A 24127-nucleotide genomic window follows, 5' to 3' on the forward strand; every position below is an offset into this window, starting at 1 on the left:
CCCTATGACCCTACTAGCAATTGTTTTCTTACCTATTTTGGCAGCCTGGCTGCCGCTGGTAAGCGACCGTTTAGGGCGTACTGCATGCACGGTGCTTACCTTAATTGCGCCTGTGGTTGTGGTGTGGTTAGCATTAAGCCACTTGCCCATGGTGCTCAATGGCGAACTGACTACAGTAAGTTATAACTGGATGCCTTCGCTAGGGCTAAACCTAGCTTTTCGAGTTGACGCTTTAAGCCTTATGTTCGCCTTGTTAATAGCGGGCATAGGAATTTTAGTGATTTGGTATGCGCGCTTTTATTTAAGTAAAGGCGACAACCTAGGCAAGCTTTACTCTATGCTTTTAATGTTTATGACAGCCATGTTAGGCATTGTGCTGTCAAACAACATTCTATTGCTAGTGGTGTTTTGGGAGCTTACCAGCCTAACCTCATTTTTACTGATAGGTTATTGGCAAAACGACTCTGAAGCCCGCAAAGGCGCCCGTATGGCCCTTGCCGTAACCGGCGGTGGTGGCTTAGCGCTTATGGCTGGCATGATTCTTATTGGCCAGGTGGTAGGCAGCTTCAATTTGAGCGAGGTACTGGCGGCTCATAGCTTAATTACTCAACACGCGTTGTACCCAGTTATATTAGTGCTGGTGTTACTTGGCGTGTTTACTAAGTCGGCACAATTTCCGTTCCACTTCTGGCTGCCCCACGCCATGGCTGCGCCTACGCCTGTGTCGGCGTACTTGCATTCAGCCACCATGGTAAAAGCCGGCATTTTTCTGTTAGCACGTTTATTTCCTGCCCTTGGTGGCACCGACTTATGGATAATATTAGTTACGCTTACGGGCTTAACTACCATGACCTATGGCGCGGCTATGGCCATGTTCAAACATGACCTAAAAGGGCTGTTAGCCTATTCCACCGTAAGCCATTTAGGCTTAATTACCATGTTATTTGGTATTAGTACTGACTTGGCGGTATTGGCTGCTGTATTCCATATTATGAACCATGCAGCTTTTAAGGCGTCGTTGTTCATGGTGGCTGGCGCGGTGGACCACGGCACGGGCACGCGCAACCTACGCATACTAAAAGGCATGCATAAATTCATGCCGCTTACTGCTTTGCTATCGGTACTGGGTGCAGCAGCTATGGCCGGGGTGCCTTTTTTCAATGGCTTCCTCAGCAAAGAAATGATGCTTACCGCCAGTATTGGTGTTGACGTGTTTGGCGGTTTTGCTTGGCTTATTCCGCTGGTGGCAACAATTGCGGCAACGTTTTCGGTGTTTTATTCAGTGCGCTTCGCCCACAATACCTTTTTTGGCGGTAAAGCGAAGAAAACCCCCATTTTCCCGCCCCATGCACCTTCTAAGTTAATGATGGCACCCGTTATACTGCTCATTTCTATTTGTGTTGCAGTAGGCCTGTTTGCACAGCCGTTGGTGGGTAACTACGTGAACCTTGCGGCAACAGCGGTGCTTGGCTTTGAACAAAGCCCCTATACAATTCATATTTGGCATGGGGTAAATACACCATTACTTATGAGTGCACTGGCATTAGCTGGTGGGGTGTTGGTGTATCAGTTTCGGGCTAAGTTATTCACCTGGTATAATAACCAACCAGACTTTAATGAACTGCATATTTTTGAAGGCCTTACGCAATGGTTTGCGGGGCATGCAAATGCCTTTACCAACGGCCTAGAGAACGGTTCGCTACAGCGGTATATTGCCCTTATTGTTATGCTATTTGGTTTTATGCTGGTACTTGCGCTAGCGCCCTTAGAGCACTTAACGGGCGACATAACTATGACCAAGCCAGACCTAATTGCTTCGGTGTCCAGTTTTATTCTTGTGTTTGCAGCCTTAACCACTGTATTTGTGCACCATAATCGCTTTGGTGCGCTTATTATTGTAAGTGTGGTGGGGCTAATGGTGGCCATTCTATTTGCCCGTTTCTCGGCCCCCGACCTAGCCCTTACGCAGTTGTCGGTGGAAGCCGTTACCGTAGTATTACTAATGCTGGCGCTGTACTTCTTGCCTAAGGCTAGGCTGAACGAGTCGAACGCACCGCGGGTTATTCGCGACATTATAATTGCCACAGTTGCTGCTGTTGGGGTTGGTATATTGGTGTTCGCTATTCTTACACGGCCTATGACAACCATAGCCGGCTATTACCTTGAAAATGCGAAACTTTTAGGTGGTGGCTATAACGTAGTGAACGTTATATTGGTCGACTTCCGGGGTTTTGATACCTTTGGCGAAATTACTGTGTTGGCAATAGCGGGCTTAGGCATAGCCAATATGTTGAGAAACTTGTACTTGCCACTGCCCCTGACCGACAACGAAGGCCGTGCCTGGTCAACCGAGCCGCACCCCACGTTAGTGTCGGTTATGGCACGTATTCTATTGCCGCTAGCGTTAATGGTATCGGTTTATATCTTCTTGCGTGGCCATAACGCGCCAGGCGGTGGTTTTATTGCTGGGCTTATAACCAGTGTGGCGCTTATTCTGCAATATGTAGCCAGTGGGGTTGGGTTTGTACATGAGCGAATGAACTTTAACTACCCACGTTGGTTAGCTGCGGGAATATTAGTTGCTGGGGTAACCGGCATGGGCAGCTGGGTATTTGGCTACCCATTCCTAACCTCGACTTTCCAGTACATAACCTTGCCAATTATTGGCACCTTTGAAGTGTCTTCTGCGCTGCCCTTCGACGTTGGCGTGTATTTAACCGTGGTTGCCACAACGCTGCTTATACTGGCGTATGTGGGTAAACTTACAACAACCGAACGGGTTGATGGATAAGGAGAACTCAGCTTGGAGCTTATTTTAGCTATTGTTATTGCGGTGCTTACCGGCACAGGAATTTACCTTATGCTGCGGGCCCGCACTTTCCCAGTAGTACTAGGGCTAACCTTGTTTACCTATGCGGTGAATTTGTTTTTATTTGCTATGGGGCGGCTGCATTATAACGCCCCCCCAGTTATTAATATGTCAGACACCCATACAGACCCCTTACCCCAAGCGTTGGTGTTAACCGCTATAGTAATTGGCTTTGCCATGACCGCCTTTGTGGTTGTGCTGGCGTTGCGAGCTCGGGCCGACTTAGGCAATGACCACGTAGACGGCATCGACATAGCTGAACCAGAGCCCGCTGAAACACAAGCCCAAGAGGAAGCCAATTCGTGAGCCATTTACTTATTGCGCCTATTTTATTGCCCGCATTAACTGCGGTGTTACTGGTATTTTTAGCACGCAGCAGTTTAAAAGTAACCCGTGTGGTTAGCTTAGTTTCAGCTTTGCTACTGTTGTATGTGTCGTTAGTGTTTGTGGTGCAGTCGGGTGCCGGAATTATTGAAGTATATGCACTTGGAAACTGGGCGCCACCGTTTGGTATTGTGCTGGTGGCTGATCGCTTAAGCAGTTTAATGCTGCTGGTAAACGCAGTGTTAGTGGTGGCCAGTATTATTTTCACGTTTAACGTAAAAGCCGAACGTAACGACAATTTGCAGCCCTTAATTCACTTTTTAACCATGGGTGTAAATGGGGCGTTTTTAACCGGCGACTTGTTTAATCTGTTCGTATTCTTTGAAATTATGCTTATTGCTTCGTATGCGTTAACTATTTTTGGTGGCGGCAAAGAACGGGCTAAAGCTGGGCTTCATTATGTGGTATTAAACTTGGTTGGCTCTAGCCTGTTTATTATTGGCCTTGGTGTGGTGTACGGCATGCTTGGTACCATGAACATGGCCGACTTAGCCGCTAAAGTTACTCAAGTGCCGGCTGAAAGTGCTCCTATTATTGCTGCGGCCGCACTGGTTTTATTGCTGGTGTTTGGCCTAAAGTCGGCAATTCTTCCCTTATATTTCTGGTTACCGCGGGCCTATTCCAACGCCATTGCACCGGTGGCCGCACTTTTTGCCATTATGACCAAAGTAGGTATTTATTCTATCGTGCGTGTGCACGGCATGATTTTTAATCAGCAGCCTATTGTAGGTTTACTCGAGCCGTGGCTATGGCCAATTGCACTACTAACCATTGCAGCCGGTAGTGTTGGCGTCTTAGGCGCAAAGCGGGTACGTATGCAAATTGCCTACGCAATTATTATTTCTGTTGGCACCATGGTAGCAGCAATAGCTATTAATACCGCCGACGCGATGCAGGCACTGTTCTACTACTTAATTCACTCTACCTGGATAACAGCCGCCTTATTCCTGCTTACCGAAGTAATTGCGCTACAACGTGGCAGCATGGCCGACAGCATTGTGCGTGGGCCGCAAATTCGCCAGCACACGCTGCTAGCCGTGTACTTTTTTATTGGGGCTATTGCCTTGGTGGGTATGCCGCCATTAAGCGGGTTTTTTGGTAAGGTGCTGCTATTAAAAGCCACCCCTACAGGAGCCGCACAAGTTTGGTTATGGACTATTATCTTGGTGGGTAGTTTGGCCACCATTGTTGCCTTTGGGCGTACGGGCAGCACCTTGTTTTGGCGGGTAACCGACTTAAAAGACAGTAAAGCCAAGGTTGCCATAAGCAGCTGGATCAGTATTAGTGGCTTAATGCTACTCACAATAGGCTTGGTAATATTTGCCGAACCAGTGTTAGCTTACTTAGCAGTGCTCGGTACTCAGTTAATAGATCCAACCCACTACTTTAATGCGGTTCTAAGTACGGAGGTCATAACACGATGACTCATGAAGAACGGCAAAAACAACACGAGCAAGCAAGCGAACTGCCAAAAAAGAAAAAGTGGTTACCCCACCCAGTGCTAAGTGTAGTTATGGTGCTTATTTGGTTGTCGCTTAATAACGCCAGCATGGGCCATTTGGTTTTGGGTATTTTCCTATCGCTAGGTATTCCGTATTTAGTACAAGACTTTTGGCCCACAGCAGTACGCGTACATAGGCCGTTTAAGCTATGCATGTATTTGCTTTTGGTATTGGTAGATATATGCAAAGCAAATTTTATTGTTGCCGTGCAAATACTAGGACCAAATAAAAAGTTAAATGCAAAATTTTTTGAAGTTGAACTCGATGTGAAAAATGACTTCACCATTGCTATGTTAGCGGGAACTATTACCTTAACACCGGGCACAGTGTCGTCGGAACTAAGCACTGACAAAAAGCGTTTGTTAGTGCACGCTCTCAACGTAGACGACGTAGAACAAGCGGCAGCAGACATAAAGCATCGCTATGAGCGGCCCTTAAAGGAGATCTTCGAATGTTAGACAAGGTGGTTTTAATTGCGTCGGTTATGCTGGCTATTGCCTTGCTGCTTAACCTTTATCGCTTAGTTAAGGGGCCTAGTTTACCCGACCGAATTCTGGCTCTCGACACCATGTATATAAACACCATTGCGCTTATTGTTTTATTAGGGGTGTCGCAGCGGTCATTAATTTTCTTTGAGGCCGCTATGTTAATAGCCATGATGGGCTTTGTAGGCACAATAGCTATATCGAAATATATTTTACGCGGCGACATTATTGAATAAATTTCGAATTAGGCAACAAAAGAGGGCGGTTTATGACAACGTTTATTGAATATATGGTGGCAGCATTAATTCTGTTAGGTGCACTGTTCGCGTTAATAGGCTCTATTGGGCTAGTAAAGTTACCAGACTTTTTCCGCCGTTTGCATGGACCAACTAAAGCCACCACGTTAGGTGTGGGGGGCATGATTTTAGGCTCGGTATTGTTTTTTACCGCAGTAGAGCGCACCTTTCAGTTTCAAGAGTTTTTAGTGTCGTTGTTCTTATTTATTACCGCTCCAGCTAGTGCTTATATTATTGCTAAAGCGGCGCTACACTTAAAAGTGCAATACGACGCTGAATATATTGAGTCTGAAGCAGCGGCCAAAGAAGAGCAGCAAGACCAAAATTTATCGTAGGTAGTTGCGGCTTATTTGTTTAAAACGCTCACTCGCGCTGTCGTCTAGCCATTCAAACACCGCCATTTCGCCATTAATAATTTGTATTCCGGCTTCCTGCATACGAGCTAAGGCTAATGCTTTGCTTTCTGCTGTGCGCGAACCAACCGCGTCGGCTACCATAAATACCGACCAGCCATGGTGGGCAAATTCAAGTGCGGTTTGTAATACGCATACATGGCTTTCTGTACCAGTAATAACCACTTGGTTGCGGCCTTGGTTTTGTTGTAAAAAAGCACTAAAACCTTGATGTTGTTGCAAGGTTTCATAGGCACTAAAGCGGGTTTTGGTTACGGTATTGGCTTTAGTGCGCCAAGCAAGTAGTTCCTCCACAGTTTCGCCAAGCCCTTGCGGGTATTGTTCAGTAAACCAAATGGGAACATTAAGCTTGTTGGCAATGGTTAATAGCCACTGATTACGTTTAATAACGGCCTCGCCTTGGTCAATAATGCGAGCCAGCTTGCCTTGTATATCAATTACCAGCACAAAACTGTGGTGTTCTAACAGCCGTAGTGGGTTCATTATGAAGTACCTTATAAAAGAAAGCCGACATTAAATGCCGGCTTGTGAGTGGTTGAAAAACTAAGCCTAGTTTGGCGGAGGAGCTAAGTCGACGGTGCGAATGGTATGTTCGGCAATGTCGTCTTCATGCCACCAAATAGGGGCTAAACGAGGCTCTTGTGAATAGAACTCGGTTTGGTCTATAAAATGCGGCGACAATGGGTTAAATGACTGTGAGTAGGTAAGCAAGCCACGGCCTTCAGGACCATTATCGGTGAAGCGCATTACAAACATCCAGCTTGAGCCACTAGTAATGTGGTAACCCTGTGTGCTTAGCTGTGAACCCGGTAAGCTTGGGTAAATGTGGCGCGGTAAAATAGTACCGTCGTCTTTACCCTGTGAACGGAACACGTTAAAGCCACCTTCAATGTTATTGGCACCAGCCCAAGGCAGGCGAACACCGCTAGGGGTACCGTCTGGGTTGCTACGCTCAACAAACTGCACATCACCTAAGGGTGCGTCTACGGCAAAACCTGCACTTTCAACGGTTTGTATTGCCAGGGCAAGCTGTTGTAGTACGGTGCTATTGGTTTTTAAGGTATGTGGCGTTGTGGTTGGCTTGGTGCGATCAAAAGGCACCACCCACTGCGGGTTAGTATTAAACCGCTGGGCAAATTCACGGAATAACACAGCACCAACGCTGTCTTTATTCATGCGCTTGTCCCATAGGCCTAAGGCAGAACAGCCAGCAGTTATATCAACGGTGCCTTGCGCAGTGGTTACAGGGCCTGAGTTCGCAGCACAGTAAGCAGCTAAGTCGTCTAACACAATGTCGGCTAAGTAGGCGCTGTTGTCGAGTAGGGTTTCCTCAAGCATATCTAGAGTTACATCGCGTAGGCCAAAGAGTTTTTTCTGGCCCATGCGTGAACGCAAGGTTTGCTCATTATTAAAACGCCCAAACAATAGGAAGTCTTTACCGTCAACGGTACCACCAAAGTTAGACGTAGCTAAAGGTGCTTTCGGGTTCGTTAACCAGTAGCTGTTATTCGAGTTTTGCACAAAGTCGTTACGAGTTAAGCGTGGCGCTTTGTTCCCCGGTACACGGCCATTGGGCATGAATTCCATGCTGTTGCCTGGTACTAGAGTAAAGGGCGCTTGTAAGCGTACGGCAGCTAATACAGGGTTGGTGCGTATTTCATTCAAGGCGGCAGCACTAAGGTTCGGAACACTAGAGCCGTCGGCATAGAAGGTTTTACCGCGATAGTCAGAGGCCATAATATTATTGAATATTAAGCCGCCCGTATGACGATTCATAATATCGCCAATTTCATCGGTATCACGGGCTAGGTTTAAAGCCAGCCACTGATCGAGCAATTCAAAGTTAGGCAAGTTTGAATCATAAAGAGCAAAAGCCGAGGTGGTGCCTTGAAAGTTCATGCCCCACTGGAATTGACCTGGAATACTTAGCAACGGACCAAAGTCGCTGGTATAAAAAGTGCGTTGTAGCTTAATACTTGAAGCAGGACCGGTGGCCACGGTAATGGTAACGGTTTTCTCTTCCATGGTGCGGGGTTGGCCGTCTACCAAGTAAGTTTTGCGCTCAGGATCAGACTCATCGAGTTCTAGCTGATACACCAAAAAGCGTTCGGCAGTAGAGAAGGTATGGGTCCAAGCAATGTGTTCGTTAAAGCCAATGTTAACTGGCCCAGGCATACCTGAAAGCGAACCGCCTACCACTTTCATTTCGCCAGGAATTTCTACCCCAAAGCGCCAAAAGCGTTGGTTTCCTGTGTGTGGAAAGTGTGGGTTCGCTAGCAACATACCCTGGCCGTTTTCGGTTATATCACTACCTAACGCCCAACCGTTTGAACCAAGCTCTTCAGGGTTTGGCTCAGGTGGCACAATGCTGGCTAAGTCGATGCCCATTTCAAAGGCCAGTGAGCCAGGCATAACCGGTGTAGGGTTATAACTTTCACCCGGTGGTACCGCTATAAACATTGGGTCTAGGAAGTTTGCTGCGCCAGGTAGTAAGGCTACGCCTAAGGCATAGGTTAACATGTCGGCTGGCTCAATAGGTTGCATGTGGGGCATGCCGCGGCAAGGCGGAGCAACACCGTTCACCCCAACTTCAGCAAGGTAAGCGTTGTAACCAGCCGCATAGCCAGACACTAAGGCACGAGAGTTTTCGCTTAAGCTACTTAGGTTGGCATCGGCTATGTCGCGTAGGCCTAATGCTTTATAAATAAAGTCGTTAATAACGTTGGCAGTGTCGCCCGAACCGGGTACAGCGTCAGGGCCAAAGTACTTTGCTCGTTCTCCATTAAAGCGAATTATTTGGTCGGCTAATACGCAAATGTTGTCTTCAGCAAAGGCGTAAGCAGTACCGTAGCCAATACCTTCTAGGCTGTCCGACTTAATATAAGGAACACCAAATTCAGTTCTACGAATGTTAGCGGTTAATTCACCCGGAGCAAACGCGGTTACTGTTACAGGGTCGCGTGGGGCGGGCGGGGCAGGTGGCTTGGGTGGGTTTACTGCCACATTGCTGTCGAGCCCAGATGATGTTGAGCTAGTAAAGCAGCCGCTTAGTGCCATAACACAGGCGGTAGCAAGCAAACTCCACTTTAAAGTTTTGCGCTTTTGCATATTAAGTACCCTTAATTGTTGCTTTTAAGTTGTTAGGGAAATTCATTTTCCAGTATTAGCAAAAAAACGGCGCTGGTCAAACCTGTTTGAACATGTGAATAAAGCACTTTATCGCTGTTTTAACGTTGCAGGCCAACAGAATCGCTGAATTCGGGGTAAAAAAAAGAGCGGCTAAAGCCGCTCTTTTATTTCTTTAAGGGTGTTATTCTGCCTCAGGGTCGAGTAAACCACGGCTTATTAGCAAGTGGCGCGTGTCTGGCTCTTGACCACGGAAGTCGAGGTATAAGTCTAGGGCTTCTTTGGTGCCACCTTTCGACAAAATACGATCGCGGTAGTCTTGTAATGCTTGACTACCAATTCCACCATTTGCTTTCACATAGGCAAAGGCGTCGGAAGCGAGTACATCAGACCACATATAAGCGTAGTACGACGAGGCATACCCACCTGAGAATATGTGCGAGAAGTAACCCGAGCGGTAACGCGGTGGTACATAGCTAATGTCCATGCCGTATTTTGCAAGGGCTTGCTGTTCAAACGCTTCTACGTCAGCAATGGTTTCGCCTTTAGCTAAAGCGTGATATTCCAAGTCAATTAAGGCTGCTGCCATGTACTCTAAGGTGCTGAAACCTTGGTTGAAGCTCATTGCCTCAAGTACCTTATCTAATAAGGCCTTAGGAATAGGCTCGCCAGTTTTATAGTGCTTTGCGAAGTTAGGCAAAATTTTCGGGTCGAGGGCAAAGCCTTCGTGGAAGGTCGACGGCGACTCTACAAAGTCACGGGGCACAGCAGTACCCGACAAGGTTGGGTAGTTTACGTCGGAGAACAAACCATGCACACCGTGGCCCATTTCATGGAACATAGTGGTTACGTTGTCCCAAGAGATCAGCGTTGGCTGGCCCTCAGGCGCTTTAGGAATGTTCATTACGTTGTAAACAACCGGCTTAGTGTTTTCTAAATGCGATTGACCAACAAAGGAGCTCATCCAAGCACCACCACGTTTGCCGTCGCGGGCAAAATAGTCGGCGTAGAAAATACCAAGGCTAGACTGGTCTTTGTCGAATACTTCATACACTTCTACGTCGGGGTGGTAACCAGGTAAGTCGTTCCGACGTTCAAAGCTAATGCCGTACACCTGGCCCATACCGTAAAATAAACCGTCTTGTAATACGCGGTTGTACTCAAAGTATTGAGCAACTTCAGCTGGGTCTAGGTTGTAATCAGCTTCGCGTACACGCTCGGCGTAAAATGCCCAGTCCCACGGCTCTAGCTCGTGGTCCATGCCCATATCTTTAATTTGCTTGCGCAAACGTTTGGCTTCGTTTTCAACTTGATTAAGTACAGCAGGCACCATGTCGACTAACATTTTCCGCGCCCGCTCTGGGGTTTGGATCATGGCTGCTTCAAGGCGGTAATGACCAAAAGAGTCATAACCTAAAATAGCGGCTTTTTCAGCGCGCAATTCAGCAAGGCGAGTAACAATAGGGCGGCTGTCGATACCACCGTCACGGCCTAAACTACGATAAGCAGAAGCTTCCCATAGTTTTTTACGCGACTCACGGTTAGTCATTTCGGCTAGCGGCGCTTGACCGGTGGTATTGCTTAAGCTCAATACATACTTGCCCTCTAAGCCCATGCTAGCAGCGCGATCAGCGGCATTCTGAATAGCTGCGCTACTTAAACCCGCCAATTCTTCGACAGAATCAAAAATAGGTGCGCGTTCATTACCCACTTCAAGGGTATTACGCTGAAACTGAGTGGTTAAGGTTGACTCTTCTTCGTTTAAGGCCCTAATTTTGAGCATTTGGTCTTCGGTTAGGTTTGCACCTGCACGCACGAAACGCTCGTGGTAAACTTCAACCAAGCGTTTGCTTTCAGCGTCTAGGCCAAGGTTGTCGCGGTTTTGGTATAAACTGTCTACCCGTGAAAACAGCTTTTTGTTTAAATAAATATCGTCATTATGCGAAGACATTTTAGGTGCAAGCTCACCTTGTAATGCACGAATTGTTTCATTGCTGGTCGACGACGACATAGCGTAGAAAACTGCAGCAACACGGCCTAAAAGCTGGCCACTGGTTTCCATTGCAAGAATGGTATTGTCGAAAGAAGGTGCTGCGGGATTATTAGCAATGGCACGAATTTCGGCCGCATGTTGCGACATGCCGGCTTCAAAGGCTGGTGCATAATCGGCATCAGTAATTTTAGTAAAGTCTGGGGCGCCATACTGCAATGTGCTGACGGCATAAAAAGGATTACTACTTGCTAATTGAACAGCTTCTTGCACGCTGGCCTCTTGGGAACTTGATTTAGAAACTTGGCTATCATAGTCACTGCAGGCGCTCAGGGTAACAGCTAACCCGACCGCTGCGGCTATCATGGATAAACGCATGGTGCTCTCTCCTCTCTAGGAATATGGGCGGCATGCCAGCAACGCCGACAGCCAATTATAACGGGTTAACATAACAGGATGAGGGCAAACGCTCAATCACTTCCTTTAATGACCTATGTTGCGAAGCACGACAAAAAAACAGAAAACGGGTAGGCTATAGGCTTTCTATTTCGCCACGTGAAATTACAATATGCTGAGTTATCAACACGGTTATCATGCGGGCAACCCCGCCGACATACATAAACACTTAACGCTCATTGCCGTAAGCCAATACTTGCTGAGAAAAGAAGCCGCTATTCATTTTTTCGATACCCATGCTGGTAAGGGGCTGTACAGCCTACACGACGACCAAGCGCAAAAACGCCAAGAATACGTTACCGGAGTAAGTGAAACTATAACGCACCGCAAGGTGCTAACTGCAGCGGCATGGCAGCACTATTTTGCTGAGCTCGACCGCTTACATAAGGGGTGTGTTAGCAGCGCAAGCTTGGCCCAATACCCTGGTTCGCCCCATTGGATGTCGTCGTTGCGCCGCCACCACGACCGCCATACGGTATTCGAACTGCACCCCGGTGAACATAAAGCCTTAGCGTCGTTAAATAAAGATCACACGGGCTTTGTGGTGCATGGCGACGGCCTAAGTGGGGTGGTGCGCATGTTACCGCCGAAAACCCCACGTTTATTGATACTAATTGATCCTGCCTACGAATTGCCGCAGGAATACACCGACGTGGCTACCACAGTGCAGGACATTCTAAAGAAAAGCCGCCATGCTGTTATTTTGGTGTGGTACCCATTACTGCCGGCCGACAAACACCTTGCACTATGCGAACGCTTAACGAAAAATATTGCTGCACCGGTATTGCAAAGTGAATGGGTACATAAAGAGCGCATCAGCGACTGGGGTATGTATGGCTCGGGTGTATTGATTGTTAATCCGCCATGGCAGTTAGAACAGCAATTGGCTGACATTTTTCAACCTTTTGCCAAGGCGCTGGGTAAACCGACAGAACACCGTTTAAAGCAATTTAATAGCGCCAACTAAACGAGGGCTAAACAAGTGAGTAAAAACTTAATTAGTAACGGTCTGCGCGTATCAATAGCAGCGTTACTTATGGTGTTCGTAATAGGCTGTGCCAGCAATACCGCAAGTGCGCCAGCACCAGTACATGTGCGGCTATTAGAAACCAGCGACTTACACGCCTATATGTTGGGCTTTGACTATACTCGCCAGCAACCCACGGCCAGTTATGGCCTAGCCCACACTGCGGCGCTTATTCACCAAGCACGGGCAGAACAGCCGAATACCCTATTGTTCGATAATGGCGACCTTATCCAAGGTAGCGCACTTGGTGATTGGGTAGCAGAACAGGGCGCCGAATATCTTGCTACTCAGGTTCACCCGGTTATTGCCGCTTTAAACTACTTAAATTACGACGCCGCTAATTTAGGCAACCACGAATTTAACTTTGGTTTAGAATTTCTCGATAAAACTCTTGCTGGAGCAAGCTTCCCCTATGTCAGCGCCAGTGTATTTATGGCTGCAACCGAAGCAATGTCAGGTATGCGTACTGAAGACTGGAAAAACCCATTAGTGCCGCCTTATGTTATTTTAAAGCGTAACTTTGTTGACCAAGCCGGAAATAAGCAAACAATTCATATTGGGGTGATTGGTTTTGTGCCACCACAAATAATGAGTTGGGACGCCATGCATTTAAATGGCCGGGTTTATGTGCGTGACATGGTTGCTGCAGCACAACACTTTGTGCCTAAAATGCGCGCTGAAGGAGCTGATATTGTGGTTGCCATTCCTCATTCAGGCTTAAATGACCATGCACGTTATGCGGAGTTTTCCGAGCAAGCAACTCGGCAAATTGGCGCAGTGCCAGGCATTGACGCCATTTTGTTTGGTCATCAGCATCGGCTTTTTCCGGGCGACCCTAGTTACGACAATTTACCCTTAGTAGACAACCAGCAAGGCTTGGTACACGGCATACCGGCGGTTTCGCCGGGGTATTGGGGTAGCCACTTAGGTGTTATCGACTTAACCCTAGAGAAAAACGAATTAGGTTGGCAGGTTACCAATGGTAAAGCGGAATTACGGGCAGTAACCGAAGCCTTCGACGAAGGTCTGGCACTGCTAATAAAAGAGTCCCATGAAGCAACCTTGCACATGCTGAACGAACCCCTAACAAAAACAAACCAACCAGTTAATAGTTTTTTTGCGCGGGTATTCCCCGACAGCTCAACTGCACTGATAAATGCGGCACAAACTTGGTTTGGTAAAAATTTACAAGCAGAAGGGCAGCTACCCGCTAACTTGCCTATTTTGTCGGCCGCGGCACCTTTTCGGAATGGGTTTCAAAGTGCCGACGACTATACCAATATCCCTGCGGGGGAAATAACTTTAGGCCACTTGGCCGACCTATATGTGTATCCGAATATACTACAGGCAGTAAAAGTTTCAGGCGGGCAGCTGCGAGAATGGCTTGAAATGTCAGCATTGGCATTTAATACACTTGATACCAGTACTAGCCATGCACAGAATTTATTAAGTAATTACCCAAGTTTTAACTTCGACGTTATATCTGGGGTTCATTACGTATTCGATGTAACCCAGCCGCCTCGGTACAATCAAAAGGGTGAATTGATTAATCCCAATTCACATCGGGTGAAAGAGTTAAGTTACCAAGGTAAGTTAGTTACAAACCAAAACCAGTTTATTGTTATGGTGAATAACTACCGTGCAGGTGGCGGTGGTCATTTCCCCGGCCTGAATGGCGAAACAATTGTATATGAAGGAGCAGTTGAAGTAAGAGAGGCAATTGCTGCCTATGGGCGTGAGCAAGCACAAGCTGAAGGGCGAATAAACATAAACCGCGTTTGGAATTGGCGCCTATATAGCCCAACACCAATTAAGGCATTTGTGCGTTCTGCCGATAACGAGCAAGCGCATGCAGAAGCCATGTTGTATAAAGGCCTGCATTTTGTAGAATCGGAAGGAGCCTATGGGCGCTATGAATTGCCAATTGGCAAATAGCAGGCTTTAAAACAGTAGGAAAACTTACAAAAAACATCGAATGTTTTAATTTATATACACTATACTGTTTATGCGGCAAGCTAACAGTAGCGCTAATCAATTCTAATAATAATATCAACGAGGTGAGTTGCAATGAAGTCTGTAGTTGACCAGTTGGCAATGTATTCTTGTTACCATCGTGACGGTCGTAATGTTATGACCCATATGGTGGGTATACCCTTGATCGTTATTGCTTTATTAGCTTTACTGTCACGACCCCAGTGGGTGTTCGCTGGTTTTTATGTAACGCCAGCAATAGCCTTAGTTGCCGCAGGTGTTATTTATTACTTAATGCTCGACCTAGCGCTTGGGGTGTTAATGGCGGCTATATTGGCTTTAACCTTATGGCTTGGCCATTCAGTTGCCGCATTAAGTACGCCAACGTGGCTTAGTTTAGGTATAGGGCTGTTTATTGTCGGCTGGGTTTTTCAGTTTATTGGCCATGGTTATGAAGGTCGTAAGCCGGCCTTTGTCGATGACATTATGGGGCTCGTTATTGGGCCTTTATTTGTTGTTGCGGAAGTGTTGTTTTTTCTAGGCTTGCGTAAATCTTTGTACAAAAAGGTAGAGGGCAAGGTGGCAATTCTGTTACCAAACATGCCACCAACAAGCTCAAAAAACTGAACAGCTAAGATAAAAGGCATAACAATGCAAATAAATTGCAAACAAGCATGTGAGTCTTTGCTATATAAGGGTAAAATAGCGAACAATTAAGAAAATAATCGTTGAATAGTGTTGTTTTCTATTGTTTGCCTAACGATGCCTTGGTATCTTAGTGCTAAGTGGATTAATTGCGCGTACTCTACTGAAATGTAGTTTGCTTTAGCCAAGACCAGTTTTACCTCCGTAGTTGGTAAAAGATGTTTGCGGAAAATGAAATTAAAAAGGAATATTAACATGATCAAATCTGCCCGTTTTACGCTGCCTGCGCTGCTGGCAGGGATCCTAGCCGTCAGCCCTCAGGCATTGGCGTCTTTCGACAAAGAAGAATTGTCAGTAGGCTTGCGTTTAGGTGTTTACAATTTAGATAGCGCGCGTCAATTTCCAACGGTCCCAGTGAGTAACATTGAAAGCGGATTTAAGAATATTGCGCCTGGTCTTCAACTCAATACAGCGTTAACCCAACATTGGTCGTTGCGTACTAGCATCGACTTCCTGTCAGCTGATGTTGAAGGTGCCGGTGGTAGTAAGTCTGGCTATGCTCTTGGTGTCGACGCACTTTATCGTTTAGACAACGGTATTTACTTCGGACCAGGCTTTGGTTCTATGAAAGTTGGCGAACACGTAACTCGTGCCGCTCGTGGTACCGCTGGTTACCGCCAAGCAATTAACGACAAACTTTCATGGTCTGGTGAATACATTTACCAATCAGGTGGTGGCTTCAAAGACCACGCAGTTGTATTTGGTTTAATAATGAGCTTTGGTGATCAAGGCCCGGCGTTAGCCCGTATTCAGGGTACTCGCCAAGAAGCTGCACGTCGTGACGCTATTGCTGCCACCAGCCGTGATACAAGTACTGCAGCATCAACACGCGATACTGCTCAAGTTCAAACCGACACGCGTGCTAGTCAAGTAACACGAACTGACGAAGAATTTGCGCCGCAAATTCGCACTGCACTAGTTGGTGTAAACCGCACCACCGACACAGACGGTGATGGTGTTCCAGACTATCGCGACGTTTGCCCTAACACCCCTCGTGGTCATTCAGTTGACGAGCGTGGTTGCAGTGTTTACGAGCAACAGTCACAAGTTCACCACTTACGCGTCACCTTTGGCTTCGACTCTGCACATGTACCAGAGCGTTACTACGATGCAATTCGTGACTTAGCTATACTAGTAGGTGTTAACGAAGAATTAGATATTCTAATTGAAGGTCACACCGACTTAATCGGTACTGCTGAATATAACCAAGCTCTTTCAGAGCGTCGTGCGAACGCAGTTGCCGACATTCTAAAGAATCAGTACGGTATCGATGCCTCACGTATTAAAGCGGTAGGCCACGGTATGAACAAACCAGTTGTGAACCGTATCACTTTAGATGCGAACGCTCGCAACCGTCGTATTGAAACAACAGTTACTGTTTCATCACGCGACTAATATTGTAAAGCATGTTAAAAAGGAGCCTTAGGGCTCCTTTTTTTATACCACTAAAATAGCCATACAAAAACACTAAAAGTAGAGGACATTTTATGTTGCAGCGACACATGTATGTTTGGTTGTTCTTATTGTTGATTCTGCCATTTACAGTAGTAGCAGAGTCAATAAACACATTCACTACTAAAATGGAACGGGTAGTAGGTTATTACACTTTCTATGTGGACAAAGAAGCCGATAAAGTCTATTTGGAAGTGCCGCGCAATGCAGAGCCCTTTATTTTTTTAAACAGCTTGCCCCGTGGTGTTGGCTCGAACGACATTGGCTTAGACCGTGGCCAACTTGGCAGAACACGTATAGTGCAATTTAGTGTGCACGGCCCTAAGGTGCTGCTTACCCAGCAAAATACCCAATTTGTGGCTCGCACAGAAAATGCCTCCGAACAGTTAAGTGTTGAAGAAGCATTTGCCAACTCGGTGTTATATGGTTTCGAGGTAAAAGCTAGCAACAACCAAGCAGTGTTAGTTGACTACACTCCATTTTTAATGTCAGACATTCATGGTTTAGCCGAAAGACTAAAACGCCAAAACGAAGGTGAATTTAGCATCGACCTTTCGCGTTCTATTCTGTGGTTAGATCGCACCAAGTCATTTCCCAAAAATACCGAATTTGAAGCAAAAATTACCTTTACCGGTAAAAACGCTGGCCAGTACTTACGCTCGGTAGCTCCCGACTCATCGGCAATAACGGTACATTTACATCACTCATTTATTAAACTTCCCGACGAAGGCTATAGGCCCCGCGCATTTCATCCGAACAGTGGTTATTATGCCCGCGGCTTTCAAGATTACGCCGCGCCTTTGGGTGAAACCATGGACCGACGTTTTATAGCACGGCACCGACTTAACAAAAAAGACCCTACTGCAACTCGTAGCGAAGCAGTTAAGCCGATTATTTATTATCTCGACCCAGGTGTGCCAGAACCCATGCGCAGTGCTTTGTTAGACGGTGCTCGCTGGTGGAATGAAGCGTTTGAAGAAATTGGCTATATCAACGCTTTCCAAGTGCAGGAATTACCAACCGACGCAGATCCTATGGACGTACGTTATAACGTAATACAATGGGTACACCGTGCTACCCGTGGTTGGTCGTATGGTTCGTCGGTGGTTGATCCACGTACCGGTGAACTTATTAAAGGCCATGTAACCTTAGGTTCATTACGCGTACGCCAAGATATGTTACTAGCGCAAGGCATGTTACCACCCTACGAAGCGGGCAAAAACACCGCCGACCGCTTAAAGATTATTCAAGACATGGCCATTAGCCGTATTCGGCAGCTATCGGCCCATGAAATAGGCCATACCTTAGGTATTGCCCATAACTTTGCCGCTAACCCACAAAATCGCGCATCGGTGATGGACTACCCACACCCGTTGGCTGAATTTACCGACGAAGGTAAGCTAACCCTGCAGCGCGCATATTCCATTGGTATGGGTCCTTGGGACAAGTTTGCAATAGCTTATGGGTATACGGAGTTTGAATCGCCAGCAGCAGAAGAACAAGGTTTAAAAAAACTACTTAAGCAAGCGGCAGATAACAATTATGCCTTTATTTCCGACCGCGACACCCGCACCGAGGGTGGTGGTCATCCTACCGCGCATTTATGGGACAATGGCGCTAGTGCAAGCGATGAGTTAATGCGTTTAGCGGAAGTGCGCAGTTATGTATTAGAAAACTTTGGTGCACATAACTTAGCTCCAGGCCGCCCGCTCGACGAGCTCGAACAAATGCTGGTACCCATGTATTTATTGCATCGTTACCAGGTAGACGCAACCGCTAAATTAGTAGGTGGTATGCACTACAAATACTTTGTAAATGGCGAAGGCGAAGTCGATTACCGGCCCGTAAGCGCCGCCGATCAGAAAAATGCATTAGCAGCACTGTTATATACCTTGAATGCAGACTTTTTACGTTTACCAACGCACATTCAAGGGCTTATGGTGCCGAAAGCGATGGGCTCGGTAGTTTCGCGGGAAGATTTCGCTAGTCGCATGGATATTTTTAGCGACCCAGTAACCATTGCTGAAGCAAGCGCCAACCACACGCTCGCCATGTTGTTGCATAGTGCCCGTTTAAATAGGGTGCAGTGGCAGCATCAGCACGACAAAGCCATTGCAGGGCCGGAACAAATACTAGCGGAACTAATAGCAACAACCTTTGGTCCACTAAAAAATAGTAACGACGCCATAGCGCAGCGAGTGGCTTACTTAACTGCATACCGCTTAGGCAGCGCGCTGCTAAATGAAGGCACTGCACCAGAAGTACGCGCAGTAATACGTGCGCAACTTGGCCAATTACAACAGCGTTTGGTTAGCGACAGTCGTTCACGCCGTTATAGCAGTCGTGATTTTGCCGGGCACTTGGCGCACTGTATTGACGAGTTATTAAATACGGGTGCTTGGCCTGAGTCGTTCACAGCGGTAGATTTACCACCGGGTTCGCCTATATAAAAAGAATAAATAATTGAACAAGGATAAATTATGAGCCGTAATACTCACATTGTTTACTTGGTGATTATTTTGGCACTTGCCGGCTGGTTTATGTTGACCAAACAACAACCACACATGAGGGCGTCGTCTTCGGCGCCCGCAGCGCAAGAAAGGCCACAGATAATAAATAGTGAGCGTGCAGAGCGGCCTGCAATGAACTTGGCGCCCGCTGAGCAGAACGAGTCAGTGGCGCAATTGTTGGTGCAGGTACAGGAGCTCGAACAAGACAATACTCGGTTGTTAGCGCTGGTTGACCGTTTAGAGCAGCAACTAACAACGAGCCAGCACCAGCCACTGAATGAGCAAGGCCGTAACGCCATTCAATTTGACCAAATGTCACAGGAACAACTGAATGCACTGTTTAAAAGCGCCCCACCTGGGGTATTAACAGCAGAAGAAGTCGAGCTGCGGTTGGCAACTGAGCCGGCCGACGATGAGTGGGCTTACAACTTAGACATACTCGTTCAAGACCTAATGCTTACTCATAATGAATTAAGAAATTTAAAACTTGAAAACGTAAAATGCACAACCAGTTTATGTGCTATTGACCTATCCAGTTACGATAAAAACAAAAACTTTGACATGATGGGCTTTCACCAAGTGATATCAAATGCGGGAGTGGTTAATAACCAAACCCATAATTCGCTTATTATGCTTAATAGCGACGATAACTCAGTGCAATGGGTTATTAGTTTAAAAGAAGAAGGTGGCCATTAAGTCAGGGCTGTTTAAACACAACAAGGAAAAGTTATGAGTCGTTACACACACATAGTTTACTGGGTGATTATTTTGGCACTTGGCGGTTGGCTGATGCTGTCGAAGCAACACCCGTATAGCAGCGGGTCGCGTACGACACCATTCATGCTCGACCATGCTGATACAGCTACAGAAGTGGCAGATATTCAGCCAGAATCCAATAATGAATTCATAGTGGATACTGGCCAACAGCTTCGTATTGATACGCTCGAGCACGACAATAATAAACTAATGGCACAGGTTGAAATGCTCGAGCAGCAGTTTAACAACCTGGAACGAAACGCGACACAAACAAGGGCTCCGCAACAACCAAGGAGCTCTACAGGTCGAAACAATTCATATCTGCCAATTCAGTTCGATAAAATAGACGAACAGTTAGCGAACGAACCCGTAAACCATGAGTGGGCTTATAATATGAGCACATTATTACAAGACTTAATGGAAGGTAGCCAGCAGCTCAGCCATATACAAATAAGCGATGTTCAATGCAGAACACAAATGTGTGTGATTGAGCTGTGGTCAAACGACTCGCGTACGGGAATAGACTTGAAGTCATTTTATGAGGCAATAACCGAATCAGGCGCAATAGATTTGGATCATGAATATCAATCACTGACCATTAATAATGGGGCGGGGAAACCGTTACGCTGGGTGCTAAGCAAACGAGTGTATGGTGGCAGTTAACCGTGCAGCCACGAACTAAGATCCGACCAGTATAAAGTTGTATTAAACCGACCATCGGTCGTTAGGCATTCACCAACAAAAGTCGCTATAGTAGAGCCATATGGCCAGCCTATATGGCTTAAGTGTTTTAATAATTAGAGGTTCTTATGAGCAAGCTCCGCCCTTCATTTAATTGGCAAGACCCATTCAATTTCGACTCCATGTTAACCGACGAAGAACGCATGATCCGCGACAGCGCCCATGCTTATTGTCAAGAAAAATTAATGCCTCGTGTATTAACGGCGAACCGCGAAGAGCGTTTTGACCGTGAAATTATGACGGAAATGGGCGAGCTCGGTTTATTAGGCGCTACTTTGCCAGAAGAATACGGCGGCGCAGGTGTAAGCGATGTGTGCTACGGCTTGATTGCCCGTGAAGTAGAGCGGGTCGACAGTGGCTACCGCAGTGCCATGAGCGTACAAAGCTCGTTGGTTATGTATCCAATTTATACCTTTGGTAGTGAAGAGCAGCGCAAAAAATACTTGCCTAAATTAGCTTCTGGCGAATGGGTGGGTTGCTTTGGCTTAACCGAACCTGATTCAGGCTCAGACCCTGCCAGCATGACCACCCGAGCAACGAAAGTTGACGGCGGCTACCGCTTAACGGGTAACAAAATGTGGATCACCAATAGCCCTATTGCCGACGTATTCGTGGTGTGGGCCAAGCTTGACGGTGTTATTCGTGGTTTTGTGTTGGAAAAAGGCATGGAGGGCTTAAGTGCACCTACCATAGAAGGTAAATTCAGCCTACGTGCTTCTATTACCGGCGAAATAGTTATGGACAACGTGTTGGTACCAGAAGCCAACATGTTCCCAGAAGTAACCGGCTTAAAAGGTCCTTTTAGCTGTTTAAACAAAGCCCGCTACGGTATTGCTTGGGGAGCGCTTGGTGCAGCAGAGTTTTGCTGGCATGCAGCACGCCAATACACCCTCGATAGAAAACAGTTCGGCCGCCCATTGGCAGCAAACCAGCTGATTCAAAAGAAACTGGCCGACATGCAAACGGAAATTCATATTGCACTATTATCGGCATTACAGGCTGGCCGTCTGTCCGACGCGGGCGTACTGGCTCCTGAAACTATTAGCTTAATTAAGCGCAATAGCTGTGGTAAAGCCCTCGATATTGCTCGTGTATCGCGCGATATGCACGGTGGTAATGGCATTGCCGACGAATTCCATGTTATTCGCCATGTAATGAACTTGGAAGCGGTGAATACTTACGAAGGCACCCACGACGTGCACGCGCTTATCTTAGGCCGTGCTCAAACCGACATCGCAGCTTTCGGCAATTAACTTATGACCTTGTACCAACGTTTAATGAAGGGGCTGTTTGATCAGCCCCTGCTTGATCTCGATGACGAATTTGGGCCATTGCCTTCATTAGCCAGCTTGGGTTTAACCAAGCAGCAAGTGTTCGACTTAGTTGACACCCAGCTTACTAGCCGGTTACTCGACGTACATAGTCGAGAGCTGCAAGCGGCAGGCGAAAGCTTTTACACCATCGGTTCGGCCGGGCATGAAAATAACGCCACCATTGCAGCCGCCTTTCGTAGCAACGATATGGCGTTTTTACATTATCGCAGCGGTGCCTTCTTTATTCAGCGCCAACGCCAAGTGCCGGGTAGCACGCCAATTTACGACATGTTGCTAAGCTTTGCGGCCAGCGCCGACGACCCGATTTCGTCGGGCCGGCATAAAGTTTTAGGTAGCCATAATCACTTTGTACCACCACAAACCAGCACCATAGGCTCGCATTTACCCAAAGCCATGGGTATGGCCTACAGCATTGGTTTGGCCAAGCGCACTAACCACAGCGGCGTAGTACCCAACGACAGTGTCGTACTCTGCAGCTTTGGCGACGCTTCGGCCAACCACAGTACCACCCAGGGTGCCATCAACGCGGCTTGTTGGGCGTCGTACCAAAGTGTGCCGGTGCCAGTGGTATTAGTATGTGAAGACAACGGCATTGGCATTAGTACGGCCACTCCGCACCGCTGGATTGAGTCTAGCTTTAGCCACCGCCCCGGTATGGAATACGTGAGTTGCGACGGCCGTAACTTGCTTGATGTGTATCGTGCCTCGAAAGAAGCCGAGCGCATCGCACGTAGGCTACGCAAACCGGTGTTTTTGCACATGCGCTGTGTACGTTTGTACGGCCATGCGGGCTCCGACGCCGAAATGACCTATTTAACCAAAGAGCAAATTGCCCATAACGACAGCCAAGACCCATTACGCTTTAGCTTAGCCTTATTGAACCAGCTAGGTATTGCTGATCAAGCTAGCATGCGTGAACATGCGGAACGTTTGTACGAGCGTATTCATGCGGTAGGCCGCATGGCAATTGCCCGACCAAAACTAAAAGACGCCGCGGCAGTTATGGCCGACATCGCGCCAAGCTACCCAGCTAAAGCCGTGCCACCGGTGGCCGCTGGCGAACAACGTGAACGTTTGTTTAGCCACGACAAACATAATGTGGGCAAGCCGCAAACCCTGAATAAATTAATTAACTGGGCGCTGCTCGACCTTATGCACCAATACCCCAATATTGTTATGGCGGGTGAAGACATTGGCAAAAAAGGCGGTGTGTACGGTGTTACTAACCGCTTAGTAAACAGCTTTGGCCCCAACCGAGTTATTAATACGCTGCTCGACGAGCAAAGTATATTGGGCCTGGGTATTGGTTTAGCCCATAACGGTTTCTTGCCGATGCCAGAAATACAATTCTTGGCTTATGTGCATAATGCGGAAGACCAAATTCGTGGTGAAGCGGCCACGTTACAGTTCTTTAGTTCGGGCAAATACGCTAACCCCATGGTTATTCGTATTGCCGGTTTAGGCTACCAAAAAGGATTTGGCGGTCATTTCCATAACGACAACAGCATTACGGTGTTCCGAGACTTGCCCGGGGTGGTGTTGGTATGTCCGTCGAACGGTGCTAGCGCGGCCAAGTTGTTGCGAGAAGCAGTACGTTTAGCCGACGAACAAAAGCGTGTGGTGGTGTTTTTAGAGCCTATCGCCCTATACAACACCAAAGACTTACACGAGCCAGGCGACAACCTTTGGCAGCAAGACTACCCTGAACCCACCGAACGCATAACTTTTGGTGAAGTAAGCACTACAGGGGAGGGCACCGACCTTGCCATTGTAAGCTACGCCAATGGATTCTTTTTAAGTTGCCAAGCGCAAAAAATACTCGCTGAGCAGGACATTCAAGCACGGGTTATCGACCTGAACTGGTTGCACCCATTGCCCATGGAATCGCTACTGAAGGCAATAGCGCCTTGTAAGAAAGTGCTTATAGTTGATGAGTGTCGTGAAACTGGCTCTTTGTCGGAAGAGCTTATGACACGCTTACAAGAAGCCGGTAGCAAGCATAAAGTAGCGCGGTTAACTGCCGACGACAGCTTTATTCCATTAGCAAAAGCGGCGTATTACGTATTGCCAAGCGTTGAAGGTATTGTAGAAAAGGCTAAGAAATTATGAG

Annotated in this window: 18 protein-coding genes; 15 read left to right on the forward strand and 3 right to left on the reverse strand. The window is 47.2% G+C overall.

Annotated features, from left to right (window positions below; translation table 11 throughout):
- Nucleotides 1-4: 4 nt before the first annotated feature.
- From M1L23_RS07490 to M1L23_RS07515, 6 genes are read left to right on the forward strand one after another with little or no spacing between them, the layout of a single operon-like run.
- Nucleotides 5-2791, forward strand: coding sequence for a monovalent cation/H+ antiporter subunit A (locus M1L23_RS07490; RefSeq protein WP_252626724.1), 2787 nt, complete (start codon nt 5-7; stop codon nt 2789-2791).
- 12 nt (nt 2792-2803) lie between these two features.
- Nucleotides 2804-3175 carry a Na+/H+ antiporter subunit C gene (locus tag M1L23_RS07495; protein WP_252626725.1) on the forward strand — a complete coding sequence of 124 codons (372 nt, stop codon included), beginning with the start codon at nt 2804-2806 and terminating at the stop codon, nt 3173-3175.
- Nucleotides 3172-4677, forward strand: a complete 1506-nt coding sequence (locus tag M1L23_RS07500; RefSeq protein WP_252626726.1) for a monovalent cation/H+ antiporter subunit D — start codon at nt 3172-3174, stop codon at nt 4675-4677. The genes M1L23_RS07495 and M1L23_RS07500 overlap by 4 nt, the downstream gene beginning before the upstream one ends.
- Nucleotides 4674-5213: a Na+/H+ antiporter subunit E gene (locus M1L23_RS07505; protein ID WP_252626727.1), complete on the forward strand. Its 540-nt coding sequence runs from the start codon at nt 4674-4676 to the stop codon at nt 5211-5213. The genes M1L23_RS07500 and M1L23_RS07505 overlap by 4 nt, the downstream gene beginning before the upstream one ends.
- A complete protein-coding gene (locus M1L23_RS07510; protein ID WP_252626728.1) occupies nt 5207-5476 on the forward strand; it encodes a K+/H+ antiporter subunit F in 270 nt (89 codons plus the stop codon). Before M1L23_RS07505 ends, M1L23_RS07510 begins: the two co-directional genes overlap by 7 nt.
- Nucleotides 5477-5508: 32 nt before the next feature.
- Entirely contained in the window at nt 5509-5871 is a 363-nt protein-coding gene (locus M1L23_RS07515) for a Na+/H+ antiporter subunit G (RefSeq protein WP_252626729.1), read from the forward strand.
- Here M1L23_RS07515 and M1L23_RS07520 read toward each other — a convergent pair.
- From M1L23_RS07520 to M1L23_RS07530, 3 genes are all read right to left on the reverse strand, one after another.
- Complete coding sequence (locus M1L23_RS07520) at nt 5863-6432, reverse strand: isochorismatase family protein (protein WP_252626730.1); 570 nt, start codon at nt 6430-6432, stop codon at nt 5863-5865. The genes M1L23_RS07515 and M1L23_RS07520 overlap by 9 nt on opposite strands.
- A 66-nt stretch (nt 6433-6498) precedes the next feature.
- Entirely contained in the window at nt 6499-9057 is a 2559-nt protein-coding gene (locus M1L23_RS07525; protein ID WP_252626731.1) for a penicillin acylase family protein, read from the reverse strand.
- 202 nt (nt 9058-9259) lie between these two features.
- Entirely contained in the window at nt 9260-11443 is a 2184-nt protein-coding gene (locus tag M1L23_RS07530; protein WP_252626732.1) for a M3 family metallopeptidase, read from the reverse strand.
- A 190-nt stretch (nt 11444-11633) separates the two neighbouring features.
- Here M1L23_RS07530 and rlmJ point away from each other — a divergent pair, with 190 nt between their 5' ends.
- From rlmJ to M1L23_RS07575, 9 genes are all read left to right on the forward strand, one after another.
- Nucleotides 11634-12488 carry a 23S rRNA (adenine(2030)-N(6))-methyltransferase RlmJ gene (gene rlmJ, locus M1L23_RS07535; RefSeq protein ID WP_252626733.1) on the forward strand — a complete coding sequence of 285 codons (855 nt, stop codon included), beginning with the start codon at nt 11634-11636 and terminating at the stop codon, nt 12486-12488.
- A 15-nt stretch (nt 12489-12503) separates the two neighbouring features.
- Nucleotides 12504-14483, forward strand: a complete 1980-nt coding sequence (locus tag M1L23_RS07540; RefSeq protein WP_252626734.1) for a bifunctional 2',3'-cyclic-nucleotide 2'-phosphodiesterase/3'-nucleotidase — start codon at nt 12504-12506, stop codon at nt 14481-14483.
- 132 nt (nt 14484-14615) lie between these two features.
- Nucleotides 14616-15146, forward strand: a complete 531-nt coding sequence (locus M1L23_RS07545; RefSeq protein WP_252626735.1) for an Mpo1 family 2-hydroxy fatty acid dioxygenase — start codon at nt 14616-14618, stop codon at nt 15144-15146.
- A gap of 273 nt (nt 15147-15419) precedes the next feature.
- A complete protein-coding gene (locus M1L23_RS07550) occupies nt 15420-16619 on the forward strand; it encodes an OmpA family protein (protein WP_252626736.1) in 1200 nt (399 codons plus the stop codon).
- 92 nt (nt 16620-16711) lie between these two features.
- Entirely contained in the window at nt 16712-19126 is a 2415-nt protein-coding gene (locus M1L23_RS07555; RefSeq protein ID WP_252626737.1) for a zinc-dependent metalloprotease, read from the forward strand.
- A 30-nt stretch (nt 19127-19156) separates the two neighbouring features.
- Complete coding sequence (locus M1L23_RS07560) at nt 19157-19882, forward strand: hypothetical protein (protein WP_252626738.1); 726 nt, start codon at nt 19157-19159, stop codon at nt 19880-19882.
- Nucleotides 19883-19915: 33 nt separating this feature from the next.
- On the forward strand, nt 19916-20605 hold the full coding sequence (locus M1L23_RS07565) for a hypothetical protein (protein ID WP_252626739.1): 690 nt from the start codon (nt 19916-19918) through the stop codon (nt 20603-20605).
- Between the two features lie 146 nt (nt 20606-20751).
- On the forward strand, nt 20752-21936 hold the full coding sequence (locus tag M1L23_RS07570) for an acyl-CoA dehydrogenase (RefSeq protein ID WP_252626740.1): 1185 nt from the start codon (nt 20752-20754) through the stop codon (nt 21934-21936).
- A 3-nt stretch (nt 21937-21939) separates the two neighbouring features.
- Nucleotides 21940-24126 carry a thiamine pyrophosphate-dependent enzyme gene (locus M1L23_RS07575; protein ID WP_252626741.1) on the forward strand — a complete coding sequence of 729 codons (2187 nt, stop codon included), beginning with the start codon at nt 21940-21942 and terminating at the stop codon, nt 24124-24126.
- Nucleotide 24127: the final 1 nt, after the last annotated feature.

Origin of the sequence: Aliidiomarina quisquiliarum (genome assembly GCF_023922585.1) — a bacterium.
In the GTDB taxonomy this organism is placed as follows: domain Bacteria; phylum Pseudomonadota; class Gammaproteobacteria; order Enterobacterales; family Alteromonadaceae; genus Aliidiomarina; species Aliidiomarina quisquiliarum.